Origin of the sequence: Rhodococcus parequi (assembly GCF_046042785.1) — a bacterium.
Taxonomy (GTDB): Bacteria; Actinomycetota; Actinomycetes; order Mycobacteriales; family Mycobacteriaceae; genus Prescottella; species Prescottella parequi.
This window is the reverse complement of sequence record NZ_JBDLNV010000003.1, coordinates 438,944-458,620: the sequence shown is the minus strand read 5'-3', so window position 1 is coordinate 458,620 and position 19,677 is coordinate 438,944. Positions and strand designations below refer to the sequence as shown.

15 protein-coding genes are annotated in these 19,677 nt (G+C 68.6%); 4 read left to right on the top strand and 11 right to left on the bottom strand.

From position 1 onward, the window contains the following. Positions 1-10 precede the first annotated feature (10 nt). The 4 genes from ABEU20_RS10405 to ABEU20_RS10390 form a co-directional block, all read right to left on the bottom strand. Entirely contained in the window at positions 11-511 is a 501-nt protein-coding gene (locus tag ABEU20_RS10405; protein ID WP_420164331.1) for a DUF7700 domain-containing protein, read from the bottom strand. A 153-nt stretch (positions 512-664) separates the two neighbouring features. Continuing rightward, entirely contained in the window at positions 665-1,837 is a 1,173-nt protein-coding gene (locus ABEU20_RS10400) for a hypothetical protein (RefSeq protein ID WP_420164330.1), read from the bottom strand. A 59-nt stretch (positions 1,838-1,896) separates the two neighbouring features. Then, positions 1,897-2,064 (bottom strand): hypothetical protein, encoded by a 168-nt coding sequence (locus ABEU20_RS10395; protein ID WP_420164329.1) that lies wholly within the window; start codon positions 2,062-2,064, stop codon positions 1,897-1,899. A gap of 130 nt (positions 2,065-2,194) precedes the next feature. Beyond that, complete coding sequence (locus tag ABEU20_RS10390; protein WP_420164328.1) at positions 2,195-3,061, bottom strand: SDR family NAD(P)-dependent oxidoreductase; 867 nt, start codon at positions 3,059-3,061, stop codon at positions 2,195-2,197. A gap of 142 nt (positions 3,062-3,203) precedes the next feature. Between ABEU20_RS10390 and ABEU20_RS10385 the strand changes: the two genes are divergently transcribed. Both ABEU20_RS10385 and ABEU20_RS10380 read left to right on the top strand, forming a co-directional pair. Continuing rightward, the gene (locus ABEU20_RS10385; protein WP_420164327.1) at positions 3,204-4,439 is read left to right on the top strand and encodes a CaiB/BaiF CoA transferase family protein; all 1,236 of its coding nucleotides are present in this window, start codon (positions 3,204-3,206) and stop codon (positions 4,437-4,439) included. Beyond that, complete coding sequence (locus ABEU20_RS10380) at positions 4,439-5,371, top strand: hydroxymethylglutaryl-CoA lyase (RefSeq protein ID WP_420164326.1); 933 nt, start codon at positions 4,439-4,441, stop codon at positions 5,369-5,371. Before ABEU20_RS10385 ends, ABEU20_RS10380 begins: the two co-directional genes overlap by 1 nt. Before the next feature lie 12 nt (positions 5,372-5,383). Here ABEU20_RS10380 and helR read toward each other — a convergent pair whose 3' ends face one another. Then, positions 5,384-7,603 (bottom strand): RNA polymerase recycling motor ATPase HelR, encoded by a 2,220-nt coding sequence (gene helR, locus ABEU20_RS10375; protein WP_420164325.1) that lies wholly within the window; start codon positions 7,601-7,603, stop codon positions 5,384-5,386. Positions 7,604-7,846: 243 nt separating this feature from the next. Here helR and ABEU20_RS10370 point away from each other — a divergent pair, with 243 nt between their 5' ends. Then, the gene (locus tag ABEU20_RS10370) at positions 7,847-8,434 is read left to right on the top strand and encodes a hypothetical protein (RefSeq protein WP_420164324.1); all 588 of its coding nucleotides are present in this window, start codon (positions 7,847-7,849) and stop codon (positions 8,432-8,434) included. A gap of 16 nt (positions 8,435-8,450) precedes the next feature. Here the strand turns inward: ABEU20_RS10370 and ABEU20_RS10365 are convergent, their stop codons facing one another. Beyond that, positions 8,451-9,803 carry a lipase family protein gene (locus tag ABEU20_RS10365; protein WP_420164323.1) on the bottom strand — a complete coding sequence of 451 codons (1,353 nt, stop codon included), beginning with the start codon at positions 9,801-9,803 and terminating at the stop codon, positions 8,451-8,453. Positions 9,804-9,911: 108 nt separating this feature from the next. Here ABEU20_RS10365 and ABEU20_RS10360 point away from each other — a divergent pair, with 108 nt between their 5' ends. Beyond that, positions 9,912-11,237 (top strand): HNH endonuclease signature motif containing protein, encoded by a 1,326-nt coding sequence (locus tag ABEU20_RS10360; RefSeq protein ID WP_420164322.1) that lies wholly within the window; start codon positions 9,912-9,914, stop codon positions 11,235-11,237. Between the two features lie 30 nt (positions 11,238-11,267). Here ABEU20_RS10360 and ABEU20_RS10355 read toward each other — a convergent pair whose 3' ends face one another. The 5 genes from ABEU20_RS10355 to ABEU20_RS10335 form a co-directional block, all read right to left on the bottom strand. Beyond that, on the bottom strand, positions 11,268-14,141 hold the full coding sequence (locus tag ABEU20_RS10355) for an AfsR/SARP family transcriptional regulator (RefSeq protein WP_420164321.1): 2,874 nt from the start codon (positions 14,139-14,141) through the stop codon (positions 11,268-11,270). A gap of 89 nt (positions 14,142-14,230) precedes the next feature. Beyond that, positions 14,231-15,364, bottom strand: coding sequence for an acyl-CoA dehydrogenase family protein (locus ABEU20_RS10350; protein ID WP_420164320.1), 1,134 nt, complete (start codon positions 15,362-15,364; stop codon positions 14,231-14,233). A gap of 9 nt (positions 15,365-15,373) precedes the next feature. Continuing rightward, entirely contained in the window at positions 15,374-16,549 is a 1,176-nt protein-coding gene (locus tag ABEU20_RS10345) for an acyl-CoA dehydrogenase family protein (RefSeq protein WP_420164319.1), read from the bottom strand. A 92-nt stretch (positions 16,550-16,641) separates the two neighbouring features. After that, on the bottom strand, positions 16,642-17,085 hold the full coding sequence (locus ABEU20_RS10340; protein ID WP_420164318.1) for a hypothetical protein: 444 nt from the start codon (positions 17,083-17,085) through the stop codon (positions 16,642-16,644). Between the two features lie 64 nt (positions 17,086-17,149). Then, complete coding sequence (locus ABEU20_RS10335) at positions 17,150-19,675, bottom strand: ABC transporter permease (protein WP_420164317.1); 2,526 nt, start codon at positions 19,673-19,675, stop codon at positions 17,150-17,152. Between the last annotated feature and the right edge of the window lie 2 nt (positions 19,676-19,677).

The window sequence follows — 19,677 nt, the reverse complement described above, 5'->3', positions numbered from 1 at the left end:
CATGTGCCCGCTAGCGGGCGAGCAGTCGCTCCACCTCCGCGACCGCGGGCTCGAGATCCGTGGCCCGGACCGCGTCCGCGAGTTCGGTCAGGCCGAGGGACCCGAGCATGTGCGGCAGCCTCGATCGCAGGCGGCCGAGGGTCCACGTCCGGGCGTCGCCCTCCGCGAACTGATCGAACCGCACCACGACATTCTGCTGGTCTTCCTGCCGGATGTAGTGGTAGTGCGGTTCGTTGTCGAAGCAGTCGAACCGCAGGTGCTCCGATCGGTCCGCGGCGCTCAACACGTGGACACACGCGCCCCCGTCGTCGATGCCGCTGTCGTACGTCGCGTCCGGGCGACCGCGCTCGACCGCGTTCGAGTTGATCGCCTCGTCGGTGAGCCGACGAGACTCGACGACGAAGACAAGAGGGCCCGCAGGCACGTCGACGCAGTGCGCGGGATCCATCGGGATCGGCATGACGTCGAAGCTGCGGCCGAGTCGGTACGCCTCGATTCCACTGGGGTTCATGTCGACTCCGTTCGCTGACAGCAGTCGTGGTCCGCTCCGCGGCGGGCCACGTCGGAATACTAACTTGCAAAAGTTAGGAAGGATGACTGCCCGAAGCGCTTCTCCCGCTCCGCGGGACGGTCGATCGGCGACACCCGGCGGAGCCGCGGGCGGCTACCCCTCTCCGCGGGAGGTGAGAGCCGCGATGTCCCCGCCCAGCGCCGCGCGATACGTGCCCATGAGCTCCTCGACCCCGCCGAACTGATCCCCCACGTGGTGGGTGTTGTCGGCGGACAGCTCCCGATCGCCGGAGCGGGCGATGAGCTCGTCGATCCGGGTGTCGAGACTTGTGGCCCAGCGCATCGACTCCGACGCGCGCAGATGGGATTCGACCTGATCCAGCAGATCCCCGATCCGCGCGAGCGCCGCGACCCGGACGACCAGCTGATCCCACACGGGGGCCAGCGCGTCCCGACGGGACTGGACGTGCTCGCGCGCCTCCGGGCTGGACAGCAGTGCGCCGTCGAGTTCGCCGACGATGCCGTGCAGGGCCACGGTGTCGACGGCGATCTGGGTGAGTTCCTCCCCCAGATCCAGCTGCGCGCGCTGGATCGCGAAGTGCTCGGAGTGCCAGACCGGTGCTCCTTCGATGCGGTCGTAGAGGGTCCCGGCGAGAAACAGCAGCGTGTCGTAGCGGTCGACGAAGCGGTCGTCGTCGGCCTCGACGGCATGCTCCAACGCTTCGGCTGCGCGGCGGCCCACGTCCTCGGCCCGGGTGTGCTCGGACATCCGGACCACACGTTCGGCGGTCGACTCGAGCATCGCATTGCGCAGGTCGTGCAACTGCCGGCGCTGCACCGGTAGCGGCGCGGGTGTGCGCTGCAGCGCCACGAACAAGGCGTCGCGCTGCGCCGGATCCAGGTGTACCCCGTCCCGCCGTTCGCGACGGATGGCCCGCACACCGCCGCCGTAGTGCGCGGCGGACATCGTCACTGCCGATCGCAGGCCGGCGATGCGTTTACCCAGTTCAGCGGCCCGATAGCGGTACGCCAACTGGAGTGGGCCCGGGCGCAGGGACGCCGCCTTGGCCGCGACCCGGGCGTACTCGTCCGATATCAGGCGCAGTTCCCCGAATCCACCGACCGAGGGAATGGTCCGCCCCGCTCGGCGACGCGCTCCGAGGATCTCTCGGGTGGAGGCGTCCACGCGGGCGGCGGCGATCGACACGGCCGCCGCATCGGAGAGTGGCGGATGGTGGCCGTCGAGTCGCGCGCGCTCGCACGAGTAGCGCACGTGCTCGTCGATCCGAGCCCGACGCTCGGCCGCGAACGAATCGGATGCGGGCATGATTCCTCCTCGGAGAGGTTTCCGCCCACCACTGTTCCAGAAACCTCGCCTCGGCGCGGTCAGCCGATCGGGCAGCGCGATTCGAGGCGTCCGCGCGACTCGGCGCGGACGCGCTGAGCAGCAGGCCCGAGACCCGACGCGACGATGAGCGCCCGGACCGTGGTGTGCACGTGCGACTCGACGAGACCGACACCGGCGGCGACCAGACCCGCGAGGAACGCACTCACCGGATCGACATCGACTGCAGCGCACTTTCCTGTCGTGCCGCTCCCCCGGTGGGAGCGACACGACGGGAACGAGGCACCGGTACCGATCCGATACGAGTCCGCAGCCGATCGGTGCCGGGCGATTCGACCGTCAGTCGATGACGGCGTCCGAGAACGACGGCGGGTTGCCGAGGAACTGGCGGTGCGACGGCGGCTGCTTCCCCTCGAGGTCCTTCACACCGAGTTCCTCCGCGACCTCGGCGCCGACCAACACCTGGCCGCTGCGCTTCATCAACTGGGGATCACGGGCAAGGGCGTCGATGACCCGTCCGGGGAACTCCGCCGACTCGGCGGTTGCCGCCAGGCCGTCGTATGCGCCCGGGTTCGCGTCGAACCCGGCCTTGGTGCGCTCGGTCAGGAGCAGACCCATCCACAGCGAGACCACCGCGACGCCGAAAGGCCGGAAGTCGACCGCCATGTCGTGGGCCATCTTGTCGACTGCGGCCTTGCCGGCGCCGTAGGCGGGACCGTGCATGTAGCAGGTGCCGCCGAAGGACGACGTATTGACGACGAGACCCTCACCGTTCGCGGCGAGCAGCGGCGCGGCGTAGTAACTCGAGACGTAGCTCGAACGCATGCCGACGTCCAGCACGTCGAGCAGCGCCAGCGACTTCTCCCAGAACGGGCCCTTCGTGGTCAGCTCGTCCGGCACCGCCAGCGCGTTGTTGACCAGGATGTCCAGGCGCCCGTGCTCCTCACGCAGACGCTCGAAGAACGCCGCGACCTGCGCGTCGTCGCTGTGGTCGAGCACGACGGGCACGCCCTCGCCGCCGCGGCGGGTGACCTCCTCGGCCGTCGCGAACACCGTGCCCGGCAGCGGGGCGTCGCCCTCGGTCTGCGTCCGCCCGGTGACGTACACCTTGGCCCCGGTCTCACCGAGCGCCAGCGCGATTCCCTTACCCGCGCCGCGACTCGCGCCGGTGACCACCACGATCCGATCCGAACTCAGACCCACCATCCACTCCAACCGTTTGTCGGGAGACCACACGAGAGGTGTGGCCTGCGTCTCATTCAGCACACCGTAGGCGCGGCCGCCTGTGCATGTCACTTCCCGATGGACGGGAAAAACGGGGCGGACCCGGAACTGCTTGAATCGAGGCATGACGCAGGACAACCCGACGCGGCCCCTCGACGGAATCCGTGTGCTCGAGCTGGGCAACTACATCGCGGCACCCACGGCAGGCCGGCTGCTCGCCGACTTCGGTGCCGAAGTGATCAAGGTCGAGCGTCCCCGCACCGGCGACGAGCTGCGCAACTGGCGCCTGTATTCGGGCTCGACCTCGATGCTCTACCGCACGATCAACCGGAACAAGAAGTCGATCGTGCTCGACCTGCGGTCGGACGAGGGGCGCCGCCTGGTCCTCGATCTCGCGGCGAACTGCGACGTCCTGCTGGAGAACTTCCGTCCCGGCACCCTGGAGAAGTGGGGCATCGGGCCCGAGCAGTTGAACGCCGTGAACCCCGACCTGGTGATCACCCGGATCTCCGCGTTCGGGCAGACCGGGCCGCTCGCCGAACGCCCCGGATTCGCCGCGGTCGCCGAGGCGCTCGGCGGCTTCCGCGAACTTGTCGGCGACCCCGATCGCCCGCCGGTGCGCGTCGGTGTGTCGATCGGTGACTCCATCGCGGGCCTGTACGCCGCATTCGGATCGGTGATGGCGCTGTACCAGAAGCAGTCTCGCGCCGGAGAGCGGCTCGCGCTGTCGCAGCGAACCATCGACGTGGCGCTCAACGAATCGATCATGTCGATGATGGAATCCCTGATTCCCGACTACCTCGCCTACGGCGTCAAGCGCGAACGGGTCGGTGGCCGGATGGAGGGCATCGCCCCGTCCAACGCGTACCCGTGCAACGACGGCACCAGCATCATCATCTCCGGCAACGGCGACGCGATCTTCCAGCGCTACATGGAGACGATCGAACGACCCGACCTCGCGGCGGATGCGGACCTGCAGACCAACGCCGGACGCTGGGCGCGCCGCGACGAACTCGACGCCGCCATCGGCGCGTGGACGTCGCGCCACACCCGCGACGAGGCCCTGCGCATCCTCGACGACGCGCACGTCCCGTCCGGGCCCATCTACACCGCCGCCGACATCGTCGAGGACGAACAGTACAACGCACGCAACATGATCCAGACCTTCGACGTCGATACCGGCGCCGAATCACCGCAGCCGGTGGGGTTCCCGGGCATCGTGCCCGTGATCGGCGACAAGTCACTGCCCATCGACCACGTCGGCCCGGATCTCGGCGAACACACCCGCGACGTGCTCGCGACCGTGCTCGGACTGTCCGGTGCCGAGATCGATCGCATCGTCACGGAGACGGAGTCCTGATGAGCTACTCGCTTACGCCCCGGTCGATTCTGCGGGACGTCACCCTGCGCGACGGGCTTCAGCTGACCGGCAAGGTGCTGCCGACCGACCGCAAGCTCGAGATCGCCCGGGGGCTGCTGGCCCTCGGCGTCCCCGAACTCGAGATCGGCTCGATGGCGCGGCCCGATCTGGTGCCGCCGATGGCCAACACTCTCGAGCTGATCGGTGAGCTGACGCCGGACGAGCTGGATCACTGCTGGGTGTGGGTCGCCACGCCCCGACACGTCGAGAAGGCCGCGGCCGCCGGGGCCCGCAACTTCCAGTACTGCTTCTCGGCGTCCGAATCCCACAACCGCGCCAACATCGGACGGTCCACCGACGACAGCCTCGCCGCGATGCCGGCCGCCGTCGAACTGACCCGTGCCGTGGGCGGACGCATCCAGCTGTGCATCGCGACGTCGTTCACGTGCCCGTTCGAGGGGGACGTGCCGGCCGACCGCGTGCTGGCGATCGCGAACGATCCGCGCGGTGACGGCGCCGACGACATCGTCCTGGCCGACACGCTCGGCCAGGCCGTGCCCGCGCAGGTGGCCGCACTGGTCGCTCGGGTGAAAGCCGAATCTCCGCAGCGCCGCATCGTGTTCCACGGCCATGACACGTGGGGGCTCGGCGTCGCGAACACACTGGCGGCGATCGGTGCCGGGGCGAGCGTCGTCGACGGCTCGCTCGGCGGGCTCGGTGGGTGCCCGTTCGCGCCCGGCGCAAGCGGGAACACGTCGACCGAGGACATTGCGTTCGCGACGCGACCGGACTGGCTCACCCCGCAGACGCTGACCGCCCTCGTCGACATCGCGACGCCGATGCTCACCGAACTGGGCGAGCCCAACCGGTCCCGGACCGCCGAGGGCACCCGCTCGGAGGCACACGCCTTCGAGTGGGTGCGCCCGGCCTGAACGGCTGTCGCCCTACGCGCGCACGGTTCGGGAGAGCCCAGCCAGAACGTTCGGCAACGGACCGCGATGCACGACTCCGAGGCGTTGGGTGGCACGGGTGAGCGCGACGTAGAGTTCCGCGGCGCCGCGGGGACCGTCCGCGAGGATCCGATCGGGGTCCACCACGAGGACGGCATCGAACTCGAGCCCCTTCGTCTCCGACGCCGCCACCGCGCCCGGCACGTCGGGCGGCCCGATGACGACACTGGTCCCTTCCCGCCCCTCTTCGTCGCGCACGAATTCTGCTATGACAGAGTCGAGTTCATCGGCGGTGACGCGCCGGGACCACGGGTGCACGCCGCACTCGCGGACCGAATCCGGTGGCGTCACATCCTGCGCGAACTCGGCCAGCACCGCGGCGGCGACGGCCATGATCTCCGCCGGGGTCCGGTAGTTCACCGACAGTGATCGGTAGACCCAGCGGCCCGGCACGTACGGTGCCAGCATCGCGTCCCACGAGGTCGCACCCGCCGCGGACCGGCGCTGGGCCAGATCGCCGACAACCGTGAACGACCGACTCGGACAGCGGCGCATCAGCACCCGCCAGTCCATCTCCGACAACTCCTGCGCCTCGTCGACGACGATGTGCCGGTAGGTCCAGTTCCTGTCCGCAGCAGCACGTTCCGAGAGTTCACGGGTATCTCTCTCGACGAAGCGCTCGGCCAGATCCTCGGCATGGAGCAGGTCGGTGGCGAACAGGTGGTCGTCGTCGTCCATGTGGTCCGCGCGGCCGACCATGAGGTCGAGCACGCCTGCCGCGTACGCCGCGTCGGCCTGCGCCTCGGTCCTGCGCTTCCGCTCCGCAGCGCGCTCCACCGACGGATCGGGGCCGAGCAGATCGGCCAGTTCGTCGAGCAACGGGACGTCCGACACCGTCCACGCGTCCCCGTCGGCGCGCCACAGCGCGGGATCCGCACCCGCCGCGTGCAGCCGCTCCGGTGACGCGAACAGCTGCGCGAGAAACGATTCCGGCTCGAGGATCGGCCACAGGTCGTCCAGCGCGGCCGTGAACTTCTCGCTCTCGGCAAGTTCGGCGAGCAGATCAGCGCGCAGCCGCTCCCACGCATCGCGATCCGCGCGCGTCAGCCAGCCCCGACCGATGCGTCCGATCGCCCGCTCGGTGAGCACGTACGTGACGATGTCGCGGAATACCTCGCGTGCCTCGTTGTGCGGGAGTCCGCTCGCCCGCGCCTCCTCCCGGCCCCACTGCGCGGTCTCGGCGTCGATCCGCACCGTGACGTCGGCCAGGTCGATCGACAACGGGTCCTCCGGCAGCCGCTGTCGATCGGCTATTCCCGCGGCCAGCACCTCCAGGATCCGCAGCGACCCCTTGAAACGGGCGACGTCGGGAGCGTCCTCGTCGGTGACGTGCAGGCCCGGCACGAGATCGCCGGTGGTCGTGAACACCACGTTCGACTCGCCCAACGACGGCAGGACGCGGTCGATGTGGCTGAGGAACGCCGGATTCGGGCCGACGACGAGCACGCCGTGATGCTCGACGCGTTCCCGCTGCGTGTAGAGCAGGTAGGCGACGCGATGCAGCGCCACGACGGTCTTCCCCGTGCCCGGGCCGCCTTCGATGACCAGCACCCCGGAGTGGTCGAGCCGGATGATCCGATCCTGTTCGGCCTGGATCGTCGCCACGATGTCGCGCATGCCGGCGCCCCGCGGCGCGTCGACCGCCGCGAGCAGGGCCGCGTCGACCCGATCCACGCCGCCACCGGGCTCCTCGCCCTCGGGGCGACCCAGGACCTCATCGGTGAAGTCGACCACCTCACGTCCCCGCGTGTGGAACTGGCGACGCCGGCGCATGCCCTCGGGGTGCGCGGCGGTGGCAACATAGAACGCCCGGGCCGCCGGCGCCCGCCAATCGAGCAGTAGCGGCTCGTATTCGTTCGCTTCGTCGAACAGACCGATACGCCCGATGTAGGAGGGCTCACCGGTGAGGCTGTCCAGCCGGCCGAAACACAGACCGTGATCCGCGACGTCCAGCCGGGTGATCTCCCTGGCCAGCGCCCGCACGCCCGCATCCCGTTCCACCAGCGTGCCGCCGTTCTCGGCATCGATCGGACTCCGCAACGTCGCGCTGTACCTGCCCTTCACGCGTGCACGCTCGACGTCGAGTCGCGAGTAGAGCCCCGCCACGTATGTCTGCTCGTCCTGCAGTTCGTGTTCGTATTCCCGAGTTGACACGTACCCTCACCTTCCCCGGGCCGGCTGCCCCGACTGGCTCACACCGGCCCTGCCGGACGGATTCTCGACCTGAGAATTCCGGCTCAGGCCAGCGATTCTGCGCCACACCCGGGGCCTTGCCGCAAGGCCCCCAGTGCGTTATAAGTTGATAGTGGAAGGATGTGAATTTCCCTTCTCGCGCTGGTCCGCATCTCGCCGGACAATCCCCCGCGTTGCCGACTGACGGTCTTCATACTGTTCACCATGACCATCACACGGTGTGTCGACCTGTCGGCCGCGCGCTGGCTCGAGCAGCGCGACGACGACTGGCGACGGCTCGCTGCCCGCGGACCACGCTGCTACGACAGCTACGCGCGCTTGCGGATCATCCCCGATCCCGCCTATCCCGGACAGCTCGAAGGCGAGGTGAGCGTCGGCCCGGATGCGTTGTCCGACAACGCACAGATCGGCATCGTCCTGACCGCGCTGGCCGGTCACACGAGCACGCCCGACGACTGCCACTTCTGCGTCTGGGACGGGTGGCCCAGCTTCGCGATCGACGATCCGATGCCGAAGATTTCGATCCCGAACCGGGACTACTTCCTGTTCCACGGAACGGTTGCCGATGCCGCCGACTGGGACGCACAGATGAAGGCCTTGCTGCACGATATCGGCGCTCCGACCCTTGCCTTCGCGTGGCCGGCCGATCGCGCGTGGTGCGTGACGTGTGATATCGACCCGCACTTCGCCACGATAGGCGCCGGCACGGCCGCGATCGACCAACTCATGGCCGAGGCCCAGGTCGACATCGTCGCCGACGACCCCGACGTAGAGCCGCCTTATTACGGCTGAGCGCCCTCTCACCCAGTTATCGAGGCCCGATCGGTCGGCCCATCAGGATCTCGGCCGTCCCCAGATTGGACGACACGTAGGTCTCGGCGGCGCCGGGCGCTTGCAGGGTCGAGGTCAGGGTTTGCGTGTTGCAACCCGGCGCGCTCGGCACACCATCGATCCTGTCCCCCAGCCAGTTCAGCGCGTCCGCGGCGCCGGTCACGATGAGCGTGGCGTGCAGGCTCGTCTCGTCTCGGCGGTACGTGAGCGGTGTACCGCCCGCGCAGTACGTGTCGGCCAGCCGATCTACGGTGGCGATCGGAACGATCTCGTCGTTGACGCCGCTGTACAGATACACGGGTGCCGTGGGTGCAGTGCCGCCGAGTTTGGTCTCCTCGACGGCGGCGGCAACCGCCGGCACCTGCAACAGTTCCGTCAACGGGACCGTCCAGTAGCCGGTGTTGTCGCGAAAGAGGTTGGTGGCAATCGTCGACGCCAGGCATTGATCGGCTGGAGCGGCCAACGCCGCGCGGCCCTCCGGAGTGAGGCGTGCATCGATCTCACGGCCCGCGTCGGGGAATATCTCCCGTGTCGACGCGAGAACCATTGTCTGCAGTCCGGCCCAGGGGGTTCCATTGAGACGGTGGACGACCGCCGCAGGATCCGGCGACGGCGAACCCAGAGCGAATCCTCGTACGTTCAGTTCGGGCGCGTAGGTGGGCTGCACCTGCGCAGCCCACGCGGATGCAAGCCCGCCGCCCGAGTAGCCCCACAATCCGACCGGCGTCTGCGCGCCGGAAAGTCCGAGCGGAGCGAACTGCTCCGCTGCCCGGATGCCGTCGAGCACTACATAACCGGGCTCTCGTGGAGTACCCACACGCGGCGCGGGCCCTTCGTGATCGGGAACCGATACAGCCCAGCCCCGTTGGAGCGCCTGACCGACGAAGGTCATCTGCCCCTGACTGGTGAACGCCTCGAGTCCGGATCCGGGCTGCATGGCGACAGAAGCTGCACAGCCGGGATCGATACTGTCCGTGGCCATCTGATACGAGAGCAGTGGGCGCCCACCGGGAGGAGGTGTACCGGCAGGCAGGATCACGGTCGTAACACTCGCCATAGGAGCGCCCGCGAGATCCGTTGTCCTATACAGAATTTGCCATGCCTGCGCGTTGAACGGCAATGCCGAGTACGACGCCAGTTGCACGGGCCGGTCACGAAGGATGGTGCCGGGCGCCGTCGACTCGAATCCGTCCGGCGCACGATAGAAGTCGTCGACAGCCGCCTGCACCGGAGCGGCATCCGCGAGCGCAGGAGCCGTGACCCCACCACCCCAGACCGCCACCAGAGTCGAAAATGCCCCCACTGCCGCCAAGATCCTCGATCTGCGCATGGTTCGCAGCGTAGCCAACCGACACGCCCCCGCAGGGTGTTTCGCGCAACTACGTCTACCAACCGTCGAGCCATTGACTCGAACACCCGTTCGAACTACACTCGCATCATGAATCCGGGGGGACTCAACAATTCGAGCATCGCAGTAACCGCACCGCGGCCCGAGGACATAGGCGCGCTGCCCGAAATCACACTGCTGCAGACCGCGCTCGACATCTTCCACGCAATGGAACAACTCGACACCCTGCGGGTGGTTGCCGTCGCTGAAATCGACGCGCGCGCAGTGTCGTTCGACACCCTCGGGTTCCGGAGCGTCAAGCAGTGGCTGGCTGCGAACACGTTGTTGGAAGTACCGGCCGCGGCACGGATCCTCGCGTTGGGCAGGATGCTGAGCCGGCAACCCGAGATCGCCGACGCCTTCAACGACGGCGCCGTCTCGGCCGAGCATGCGGCGTTGATCGGGAAGTTCTGTGAAAGTCCACCCCGCGGCATGCCTGTCGAGGCGTTGGGTTCGTGCCGGAAAGTGTTGCTGGACGCCGCCACTGGGCCTGCCGCGACCACCATGACCGTGCGCACCTGCATCGCGAGGCTCGAGCGGATCTTCGAGTCCGACGACCTGCCGCCCAGCGAGGACGTCGAACGCAACGAATTCCACGCTTCGAAAACCCTGAACGGACGCGTCGCCGTGAAGGGCGATCTCGATGCCGTGACCGGGGAGATGCTGTTGACAGCTTTGTCTGCGTTGACCAAGCCGAGGAATCCGGTCGACGACCCCGCCGGGGCGCGCACCCCGGCACACAAACGTGCGGACGCGTTCGCCGAGATCCTGCGCCGCTACCTCGACTCCGGCGACGCACCCATCGAAGGTGGAGAGAAGCCGCACCTGTCGCTGCACGTGAACGCCGCCGACCTTGCCCGCTCCGGGGCGGATCATGGCCAGTTCGATCAGAGTGACGACCAGGATTCCGGCCGGAAGACCAGTCCGGACATGTTCGGCGACAAGGATGTTGCACGCATGCCGCACTTGGGGCCACTCACCATCGCCACCGCCCGCCGACTCGCCTGCGACTGCCACCTCACCCCGATAGTGATGCACGACGGCGTCCCCATCGACCTCGGCCGCACCAGCAGAACCGTCTCCAAGAAACAACGCCGCGCACTCATAGCCCGCGACCACGGCTGCGCCTTCCCCGGCTGCGGAGCACCACCAGCACATTGCGAAGGCCACCACATAAAACACTGGGCCGACGGCGGACCCACCGACCTCGACAACCTCGCCCTCCTCTGCCGGCACCACCACCGACTCCTGCACCACAGTCACTGGCACGTTCACATAGGCACCGACCGAAAGCCGTGGTTCACCCCACCCAGCTCGGTCGACCCCTACAAGAAACCCATCCCCGCCCACGGCCGAGAAGGACCCCGCGCCGCATAGGGGCAGATCGGAGTCTGCGAAACGAGGCGGTTATCGACGAGTTTCGGAGACCGGGCCCTCCACCAGTTCACCCACCAACCGGTTGACCTCTTCGCGGGTCAAGTGGGCGCCCATTGCTGCGTACTGCTCGTATTCCTTGTCCTCGAGTGCGTCGTGAACGACGGCTGCCTCGATCGGCCCATCGACCGCGTCGATCCAGGCCGGCAGAAATCCTGCATGCGCGCCGAGAGCGTCGACCGCCCCCATCAACACAGCACCGTCCGCCGGGCGGCCGGACGCTGCCAACACCGCCGCCGTCGAATGGATCATCACCAGCCACGACGTGACGTCACCCTCCTCCTCCAGATCGGCGCGCATCACTCGCATCGTCGACAGGGCGCCTTCCACGTCGCCGGCGTCCGCGTCCGCCTTCATCAACGCCCAGGTCGACGACGTGACGGCCCAGCGATGGCCACAGCGCTCGCCTATCCGAATCGCCTGCCGCAACTCGTCCCGCGCCTCTTCGACTTCCCCCACCGACCGCAACAGCATGCCGAGCAACATCCGCCCCTCGGCCTCCGCCCACAGCGCATCGTGTTCGACCGCAAGTTGCACCGCGTGGCGGCAGATTTCGACCGCGACCTCGGGTCGGCCCTGAATGGCCACGAAATGGGCCCGCCACGCCTCGTCGCGCGCCACCTCGCCCATCTCACCGATCGACGACCACAACTGGGCACCTCGTCGCACCGAGTCCTCCGCTGTCGACGCATCGCCGGTGAGGTACGTCAACGAAGCCAAACCATCGAGCGCCCGCGCCATCACCCTCGGCTCCGGCGGCCGCCAATCCCCCGCGACCAGATCCAGTGCGGTTCTCAGGAACTGCAGGCCCTCACCGACGTTGCCGATGCGGTACCAGAACCAGGCGAGATGCCCCGCGAGTTCGAGCGCATAGTGCGCATCGTCGACTGCGAACGCAGACTCGAGAGCCGCACGGTGCTCGGCCTGATCGACCGCGAGCATATCCACCGCCTGTCCGGCCCGGGCACTGCGCAGCAGCGGCGAGATCGCCTCCACCCGAGCGAGGACGTAGGCGCGGTGTGCCGCCCGTATCCCGATCGATTCCGCGTCGTCGGCCTGTTCTCGCGCGAAGCGGCGCACCGTCGCGAGCATGCGATACCGGGGAGGCGAGGAGCCGGGAACGACTCGGATCAGGCCCCGCCGAACCAGACCCGTCAGAACCGCCGACACCCGATCCAGTGCGCCCAATACACACACCGCAGTCGCGGCCTCCGCGTCGAACGAGCCGGCGAACACCGACACCCGACGCAGCAGTCGCGCCTCCCCGTCGGACAGCAGCCGGTTGGCCCAGTCGATGGTGTCCCACAACCGTCCCCGCGGACCGATAGCTGGATCCGGAGTGCCGTGCAGCAACGTGAAATGCGTGGCGAGACGCTCGACGATCTGCTGTTCGGTCATCCATCGCAGCTGTGCCGCAGCGATTTCGATGGCGAGCGGCAGCCCCTCCACTGCGCGGCAGATCGTGTGGACGGCGTTGGAGTTGTGCGAGTCCAACGTCCACCCCGCCGTGACCCCCGCGGCTCGTTCGGAGAACAGCTCGACGGCGGCACCGTCCACCTCGAGCGGCGTCACGACGTGCACCGCCTCCCCCTCCACCCCGAGCGGATCCGCACCCGTGACGATGATCCGCACGTCCGGGCATTCGGCGACGATCGCGCGCGCCACGTCGGCCGCGTAGCCGGCGACGTGCTCGCAGTTGTCGAGGACGAGCACGCATGCGCGCGCGGCCAGTACATCGGCGAGGTGAGTCGCCGACCCGATTCCGGGCAGCGCCAGCATGGTCGCGATCGTCGACGGAATGAGCGCCCCGTCGCTGACTTTGGAGAGGTCCACGACCCACGGCCCGTCGGAATTCTCACGCCGACGGCAGGCCTCGACCGCGAGCCGCGTTCGACCGACACCGCCGGGTCCGACGAGGGTGACGAGTTGCCCGGTCTCGAGTAGTTCCATCAGCTCGGATACGTCCCGCTCGCGATCGATCAGGCGGGTCCGCGGCGCGACGAGGTTCGATCCGCGAGACTTCCGTGGCTCGGACACCCGGGCCGTTTCGAGATACACCGCATCGTTCGTCAGGATCGCGGTCTCGATTCGCCTCAGAGCCGGACCGATTTCGCAGCCGAGGCGATCGTCGATGATCGCGCGACACCTGCGGAGCGCGGCCAGAGCGTGCGCCCGCTGGCCCGAGCGTGCCAGTCCGAGCACCAACAGTTCCCACGCACGCTCGTCGAGGGGGTGGTCCGCCACCAGCGCCTCCGCCTCGACCGCGGCGGCGGCGGGTGCTCCGCTGTCGAGTTGCGCTGTGGCCAAGGACATTCGGGCACCGAATCGGAGACCGGTCAGCCGGAACACCTCGGTCTCGATGAACACGGTCTCGAAGAAGGCGGTCGTCGGTATCCCCGCGTAGGCGATGCCCCGCCACAGACGTAAGCCTTCGCGATACGCGTCGGCGGCGGCGTCCGGCGCGGTCGCCACCATCGCATCCCCGCGCCGCACCTCGTCGACGAACCGCTGGGAGTCGACCGCGTATCGGTCGACGAGCAGTTGCACCCGGGTCCCGTCACGGACAAGATTCCGCTCACCCTCCGCGGCGCCGGCCTCGAGCCGCTGCCGCAGGCCCTCGAGGGCCTGCACGAGCGGGTCGGGACCCCCGCCGACCTGCCCGTCACCGGCCGCCGCGGCACCGGTGTAGCGCACCTGGGCGCGCAGTCGTTCGATGTCGACGGAATGCGGGAACGCCACCAGGAGAGCCGCAAGCAACGCGCGCTGCTGGGCGTCGAGCACGATCGGATTCCCGTCGCGACGCACCGTGACAGGACCCAGGACCGCGAACTCGAGTCCGTCCGCCATCGGTAGCTCCCTTCGGTGAGATCGCCCTGTGGTCCTGTAACCCCTGCGGTCCTGGTACTCCTGTGGTCCTGACTACCTCCGTGGGCGTGTCACCCGGCCACGTTCACCATGTCGTGGCCGGCGACGTCGGCTGCGAGCACCCTGAGATGATCGTCGGCGGAACCGAGTGTGTGCTCGATCGCGGTCAGCCTCGACACGTAGTGGCCCACCGAATACTCCGCCGTCATGCCGATGCCGCCGTGCATCTGGATCGCCTCCTGCCCGATGTGGCGCGCCGACCGCCCGATACGCAGTTTGGCGCGCGAGGCGACCACCGGATCGACCACTCCGTCGGCGAGGGACATGGTGGCGTACTGGCTCATGCTGCGCGCCAGCTCGAGCGAGACGTACATGTCCGCGGCGCGCTGCGTCAGCGTCTGGAAGCTCGCCAGTGGAACGCCGAACTGCTTTCTGGTCCTGAGGTATTCGGTAGTCAGCCGCAGCGCCTCCTCCATCGCGCCCACCGCCTCGGCGCACAGCGCGGCCTGCGCACGCACCTGTGCGGCCCGGATCGCGACTACCGCGTCACCTCCCACCCCCAACGGCTCGGCGGGAGCGTCGCGCAGTTCGATCTGCGCGCCGCGCAGCCCGTCGTGCGTCGCGTACGACTTCCGGGTCACGCCCGGGGTGTCGGCGTCGACGAGGAACAGGCCGACTCCGCCATCGGGCAGCAGCGCCGACACCACCACGGTGTCCGCGCGGTCGCCGTGCGGTACGGGATTCTTGGTTCCGCTGATCGTCCACGAATCCCCCCGCTGCACAGCGGTGGCGCGCACGTCCAGCGAGGGCCAGCGTTGCCCCGGCTCGGTGTGCGCGAACGCGAGCAAAATGGTGCCGCCGACGACGCCCGGCAGGATCTTGCGGCGCTGGGCCTCGCTGCCGACCTCCGCGATCACACCACCGGGCAGCAGCACGGCGTCCAACACGGGTTCCGGGGCGAGCCGGCGCCCGAGCTCGGTCATGACGATCCCGACCTCCACCGGGCCGGCGCCGGAACCACCGTCCACCTCGTCGAAGCCGAGCCCGAGGAGGCCGGTCTCGGCGAGCATTCGCCACACGTCGTCACGCCAGCCGCGCGGCGTCCCCTTCGCCGCCGAGAGCTGTTCGAGGTCGTAACTGCGACCCAGGAGCTCGCGCGTCGTGTCGCGCAGCAGCTTCTGTTCGTCGTCCAGATCGAATTCCATGTCGCCGCCTCACAATCCGAGGATCGACGACGCGATGATGCTGCGCTGCACCTCGCTCGACCCGCTGTAGATGGACACCTTGCGGTAGTTGAGATAGGTGGGTGCGGCCCGCTGCGCCCACAGTGGGGAGTCGATGTCGTCCCCCGCGTCGAAGGGCAGCGAGTCCGGGCCCGCGATGTCGACGAGCAGTTCGGTCGCGGCCTGCTGCAGTTCCGACCCGCGCAGCTTGAGCAGCGACGACGCCGGATCGGGTTTGCCGTTCGCGGACGCGGCAACCACCCGCAACTGCGTCAGCTCGAGCGCGAGCAGTTCGTTCTCGAGCTCGGCCACGCGCGCCGCGAACAGCGGATCGTCGAGCAGCGTTCCGGATCCGAGCGGCGTCTGCGCGGCACGTTCCTTGGCCCGGGCCAGCCGAACCTTGGTGCGGCCGACGCCGGTGACGCCCGTGCGCTCGTTGCCGAGCAGGAACTTGGCGTAGCTCCAGCCCGCGTTCTCCTCTCCCACGAGGTTCTCGGCGGGAACCCGGACGTCGTCGAAGAACACCTCGTTGACCTCGTAGCTCCCGTCGATGAGCCGGATCGGCCGGACCGTGACGCCCGGTGAGGTGAGGTCGATCAGCAGGAACGAGATGCCGGCCTGCTTCTTCGGCGCGTTCGGGTCGGTCCGCACCAGGCAGAAGATCCAGTCGGCGTACTGCGCGAGCGTGGTCCACGTCTTCTGTCCGGTGACGATGTAGTCGTCGCCGTCACGAACCGCCCGTGTCTGCAGCGACGCGAGATCCGAGCCCGACCCGGGCTCCGAGAAGCCCTGGCACCACCAGATGTCGAGGTTCGCGGTTGCCGGAAGGAACCGCTCCTTCTGTTCCTCGGACCCGAACGCCGCGATCACGGGGCCGACCATGTTCGCGTTGAACGCGAGCGGTTCCGGGACGGCGGCGAGCTGCATCTCGTCGAGCCAGATGTGACGCTGAATCGCCGTCCAGTCCCGTCCACCCCACTTCACCGGCCAGTGCGGGACCGCTAGACCCGCGCCGTTGAGGATGCGCTGTGTCGCGACGAGATCGTCCCGGCTCACCGTGCCACCGGAGGCCACCCGCTCCCGGATGTCGGACGGAATCTCCGTCCGGAAGAACGTGCGCATCTCGTCCCGAAAAACACGTTCTTGCGGGGTCAACGCCAGGTTCATCGATGGTTACCTCCACGCGCACGGATCCGGACCGGTCCTCGGTGCGAACGTTACCCTCCTGGCATACGCAAACAGGAGGCTTTGCGCACGCGTCAGCGAGTCTCCAGAACGAGCAGGTATCCGCCGCCACCCGCATCGATGCGAGTGGTCACGTCGAGCTCCGGCGCGAAGCGCGACAACCGGTCGACCAACCACTGCGCGGCAGCCTCCGCATCCGACTCGCCGGGGCAGCGGGCCACCGCCACGCGACCCCCCTTGCGGCTCAGCTGCTCCACGACCCCGACGATCGGCGCCGGATCGACCACGAACAGGTGGTCCGGCCACGGCACGACGGGCTTGACCGCACCCTTCCTGGTGTTGCACGCGCGATGCGCCAGGCGTTCCTGAACGGCCTTGGCCTTGCTCTTCTTCGCCGTCGCGATGCCGTCGACACTCGGGCCACGCGGGTCGTTGACGGACATGTCGGGGTCGACGGGTTCGTCGCACAGCCAGCAGCGCCAGCCGTCACGATCACCGATCTCTTGCAGGTTGCTCACGCGAAAACGGTACCTTCGCCGCCGAAGCCGCGAAGGTACCGTCCTCTGTTCCGGCCTTGCCGGCCTACATGTCGGAGATCGCTTCGAGCGGCTTGGTCCGTGCGGCGCGGGAGGCAGGCCACAGGGCCGCCAGCACGCCCACGACACCCGAACCGATCAGCATCGCGATCACCTGGCCCCACGGCACCGAGATCTGGTCCAGGCCCTGATCCGCGAGTGTCCGCACGAAGCCCCACCCGAACACGACGCCCAGCACGACGCCCACCAGGGCGCCGAACACCGCGATGAGTACCGACTCGAGGTAGATGGTCCGGCGCACCTGTGCACGCTGCATACCGACTGCCCGGAGCATGCCGATCTCACGGCGACGCTCGACCACCGACAGCGCGAGGGTGTTCACGATGCCGAGGATCGCGATGACGACCGCGAGTGCGAGCAGGCCGTAGAGCACCGAGAGCAGCATGTCGATCTGCTGACCCTGCGCGCCCTTGAACTGCTCCCGGTCCTGGACCTGCACGACGACGAAGGGGTCGGTCACGGTCGCGAGGTCGGTGGCCATCGCGTTCAGATCCGCGCCCGGGGTCGCCTTGATCAGTACGGCCCATTCGGCCCGCATGTTCGCCGGCGTCATCTCCCGGTACACCTCGTCCGACACCATCCACGGACCCAGCAACTGGTTGTCCTCGTAGATGCCGGTCACCGTGACGGTCGTCTGCTCGCCGTCACGATCGGTGAGCGTGACGGGTGTGCCCATCTTCCAGCCGTGGTCGGCGGCCTCGGTCTCGCTGACCATCATGTCGGTGCCGCCGACGGACGCGGAGCCCTCCTTCATCGCGTAGTCGAGGACACCGTCCGGGGAGCCGCTCAGCGCGGTGCCGAAGACATCGTCGTCGTCGATCTTCGCGGCCACCCCGTGGAGGGAGACCGCCTCGGCGACACCGTCCACCCGGCCCGCTGCGCCCGCTGCGCCCGCCGGCACACCGATGCCCTGCGGCCCGGTGAGCACGAAGTCTGCCTCGACGCCCTTGTCGACGAGGGAGTTCACGCTCGACTTGGCCGACGCACCGAACACGCCGATCACCGACACCAACATCAGCCCGAGGGTGAGGGCGAACGCGGTCGCGGCGGTGCGCTTGGGGTTGCGAACCGCGTTGGTGCGGGCCAGACGCCCCACCGGACCGAACGGCTTGGCGAAGACGGCACCGAGACCGCCGACGATCGGACGCGACAGCGCCGGTGCCGCGAGCAGCACCGCGAGGACGAGCGCGAGAGCGCCGAGTCCGACGATCGCCGCCGCACCGCCTCCGGTGGACTGCGCGCCGACGACCAGCGCGAGCACGCCGAGAACCGCTGCGATCGCACCGATCAACGTGCGGACGCGCAGGGTGTCGCCGGTGGACGCGAACTCCTCGCGCATCGCGGCGACCGGTGGCACCTTCGCGGCGCGACGGGCCGGCGCGTACGCGCTGACGACGGTGACGATTACACCGAGCACGATCGCCACGACGACGGTGCGGGGCGCCACCTGCAGCGACCCCTCGGGCAGGCCGAGATCGAACGCGTTGAGCAGCGCGCGCAGACCGTAGGCCAGTCCGACACCGGCCGCGAGTCCGATCGCGCTGCCGATGACGCCGACGACGAGCGCCTCGAACACCACGGAACGGCCCACCTGCTTGCGGCTCGCGCCGATCGCCCGGAGCAGCGCCAACTCACGCAGTCGCTGCGCGACGATCATCGAGAACGTGTTGTAGATGATGAACGTGCCCACCAGCAGCGCGATCGCGCCGAACGCCAGCAGGAAGTAGTTGACGAAGCTGAGAGCCTCGCCGATCTCGTCCTTCGTCTCCTGCTTCACCTCGGCACCGGTCTGGACCTTGGTGTCGGGCAGGGCGGCGGCGATCCGATCACTCAACTCGTCCTGCGACACCCCGGACCCGGCGACGTCGATGTAGCCGACGTGGCTGCCGTCGGTGAACAACTCCCGCGCCTGGGCGTCGGTGAACAGGGCACCGACGTAGCCGCCGGTGTCGGTGTCGGGCGCGTAGATGCCGGAGACGGTGACGTCGTTCCAGCCGCGCATCGTCAGCACTCGGGTGTTCGACCCGACGTCGAGACCGGCCCGCGTCGCCGCGCCCTGGTTGAGCGCGATCTGACCCGTCTGTTTCGGCGGCGTCCCGGCAACGAACGTCGTCGGTTCGCCGAGCGCCTGGTCCGGCGGCAGGTACGACGAGCCCATGCTCGGCGCGCCGCCGTTCTGCATCGGCTTGCCGGACGAGTTCAGGACGACGATCTGTCCGTCCACCGCCGGCGCGACGGCACGGACGCCCTCGATCGAGCGGAGTACGTCCACGTCGGCGATCGGGACACCGCTCGAACCCTGCTCCACGGCGCTGACCCGGACGTCCACGCCCTGCGCGGTGTCGTCGAAGATGCTGTCGAACGTCTTCTGCAGGGTGTCCGTGAACACGAACGAGCCCGCGACGAAGGCGGTGCCGAGCACCACCGACAGCACGGTCAGGACGAGCCGCACCTTGTGCGCGGCGAGATTGCGCAACGACACCTTGCGCATCGGTGAATTGGTCACAGCCATGG

Bases quoted from the DNA above. Each gene is read 5' to 3' on its own strand.
- ABEU20_RS10405 (WP_420164331.1), bottom strand. From the start codon at position 511: ATGAACCCCAGTGGAATCGAGGCGTACCGACTCGGCCGCAGCTTCGAC.
- ABEU20_RS10400 (WP_420164330.1), bottom strand. From the start codon at position 1,837: ATGCCCGCATCCGATTCGTTCGCGGCCGAGCGTCGGGCTCGGATCGAC.
- ABEU20_RS10390 (WP_420164328.1), bottom strand. From the start codon at position 3,061: ATGGTGGGTCTGAGTTCGGATCGGATCGTGGTGGTCACCGGCGCGAGT.
- ABEU20_RS10385 (WP_420164327.1), top strand. From the start codon at position 3,204: ATGACGCAGGACAACCCGACGCGGCCCCTCGACGGAATCCGTGTGCTC.
- ABEU20_RS10380 (WP_420164326.1), top strand. From the start codon at position 4,439: ATGAGCTACTCGCTTACGCCCCGGTCGATTCTGCGGGACGTCACCCTG.
- ABEU20_RS10370 (WP_420164324.1), top strand. From the start codon at position 7,847: ATGACCATCACACGGTGTGTCGACCTGTCGGCCGCGCGCTGGCTCGAG.
- ABEU20_RS10365 (WP_420164323.1), bottom strand. From the start codon at position 9,803: ATGCGCAGATCGAGGATCTTGGCGGCAGTGGGGGCATTTTCGACTCTG.
- ABEU20_RS10360 (WP_420164322.1), top strand. From the start codon at position 9,912: ATGAATCCGGGGGGACTCAACAATTCGAGCATCGCAGTAACCGCACCG.
- ABEU20_RS10355 (WP_420164321.1), bottom strand. From the start codon at position 14,141: ATGGCGGACGGACTCGAGTTCGCGGTCCTGGGTCCTGTCACGGTGCGT.
- ABEU20_RS10350 (WP_420164320.1), bottom strand. From the start codon at position 15,364: ATGGAATTCGATCTGGACGACGAACAGAAGCTGCTGCGCGACACGACG.
- ABEU20_RS10345 (WP_420164319.1), bottom strand. From the start codon at position 16,549: ATGAACCTGGCGTTGACCCCGCAAGAACGTGTTTTTCGGGACGAGATG.
- ABEU20_RS10335 (WP_420164317.1), bottom strand. From the start codon at position 19,675: ATGGCTGTGACCAATTCACCGATGCGCAAGGTGTCGTTGCGCAATCTC.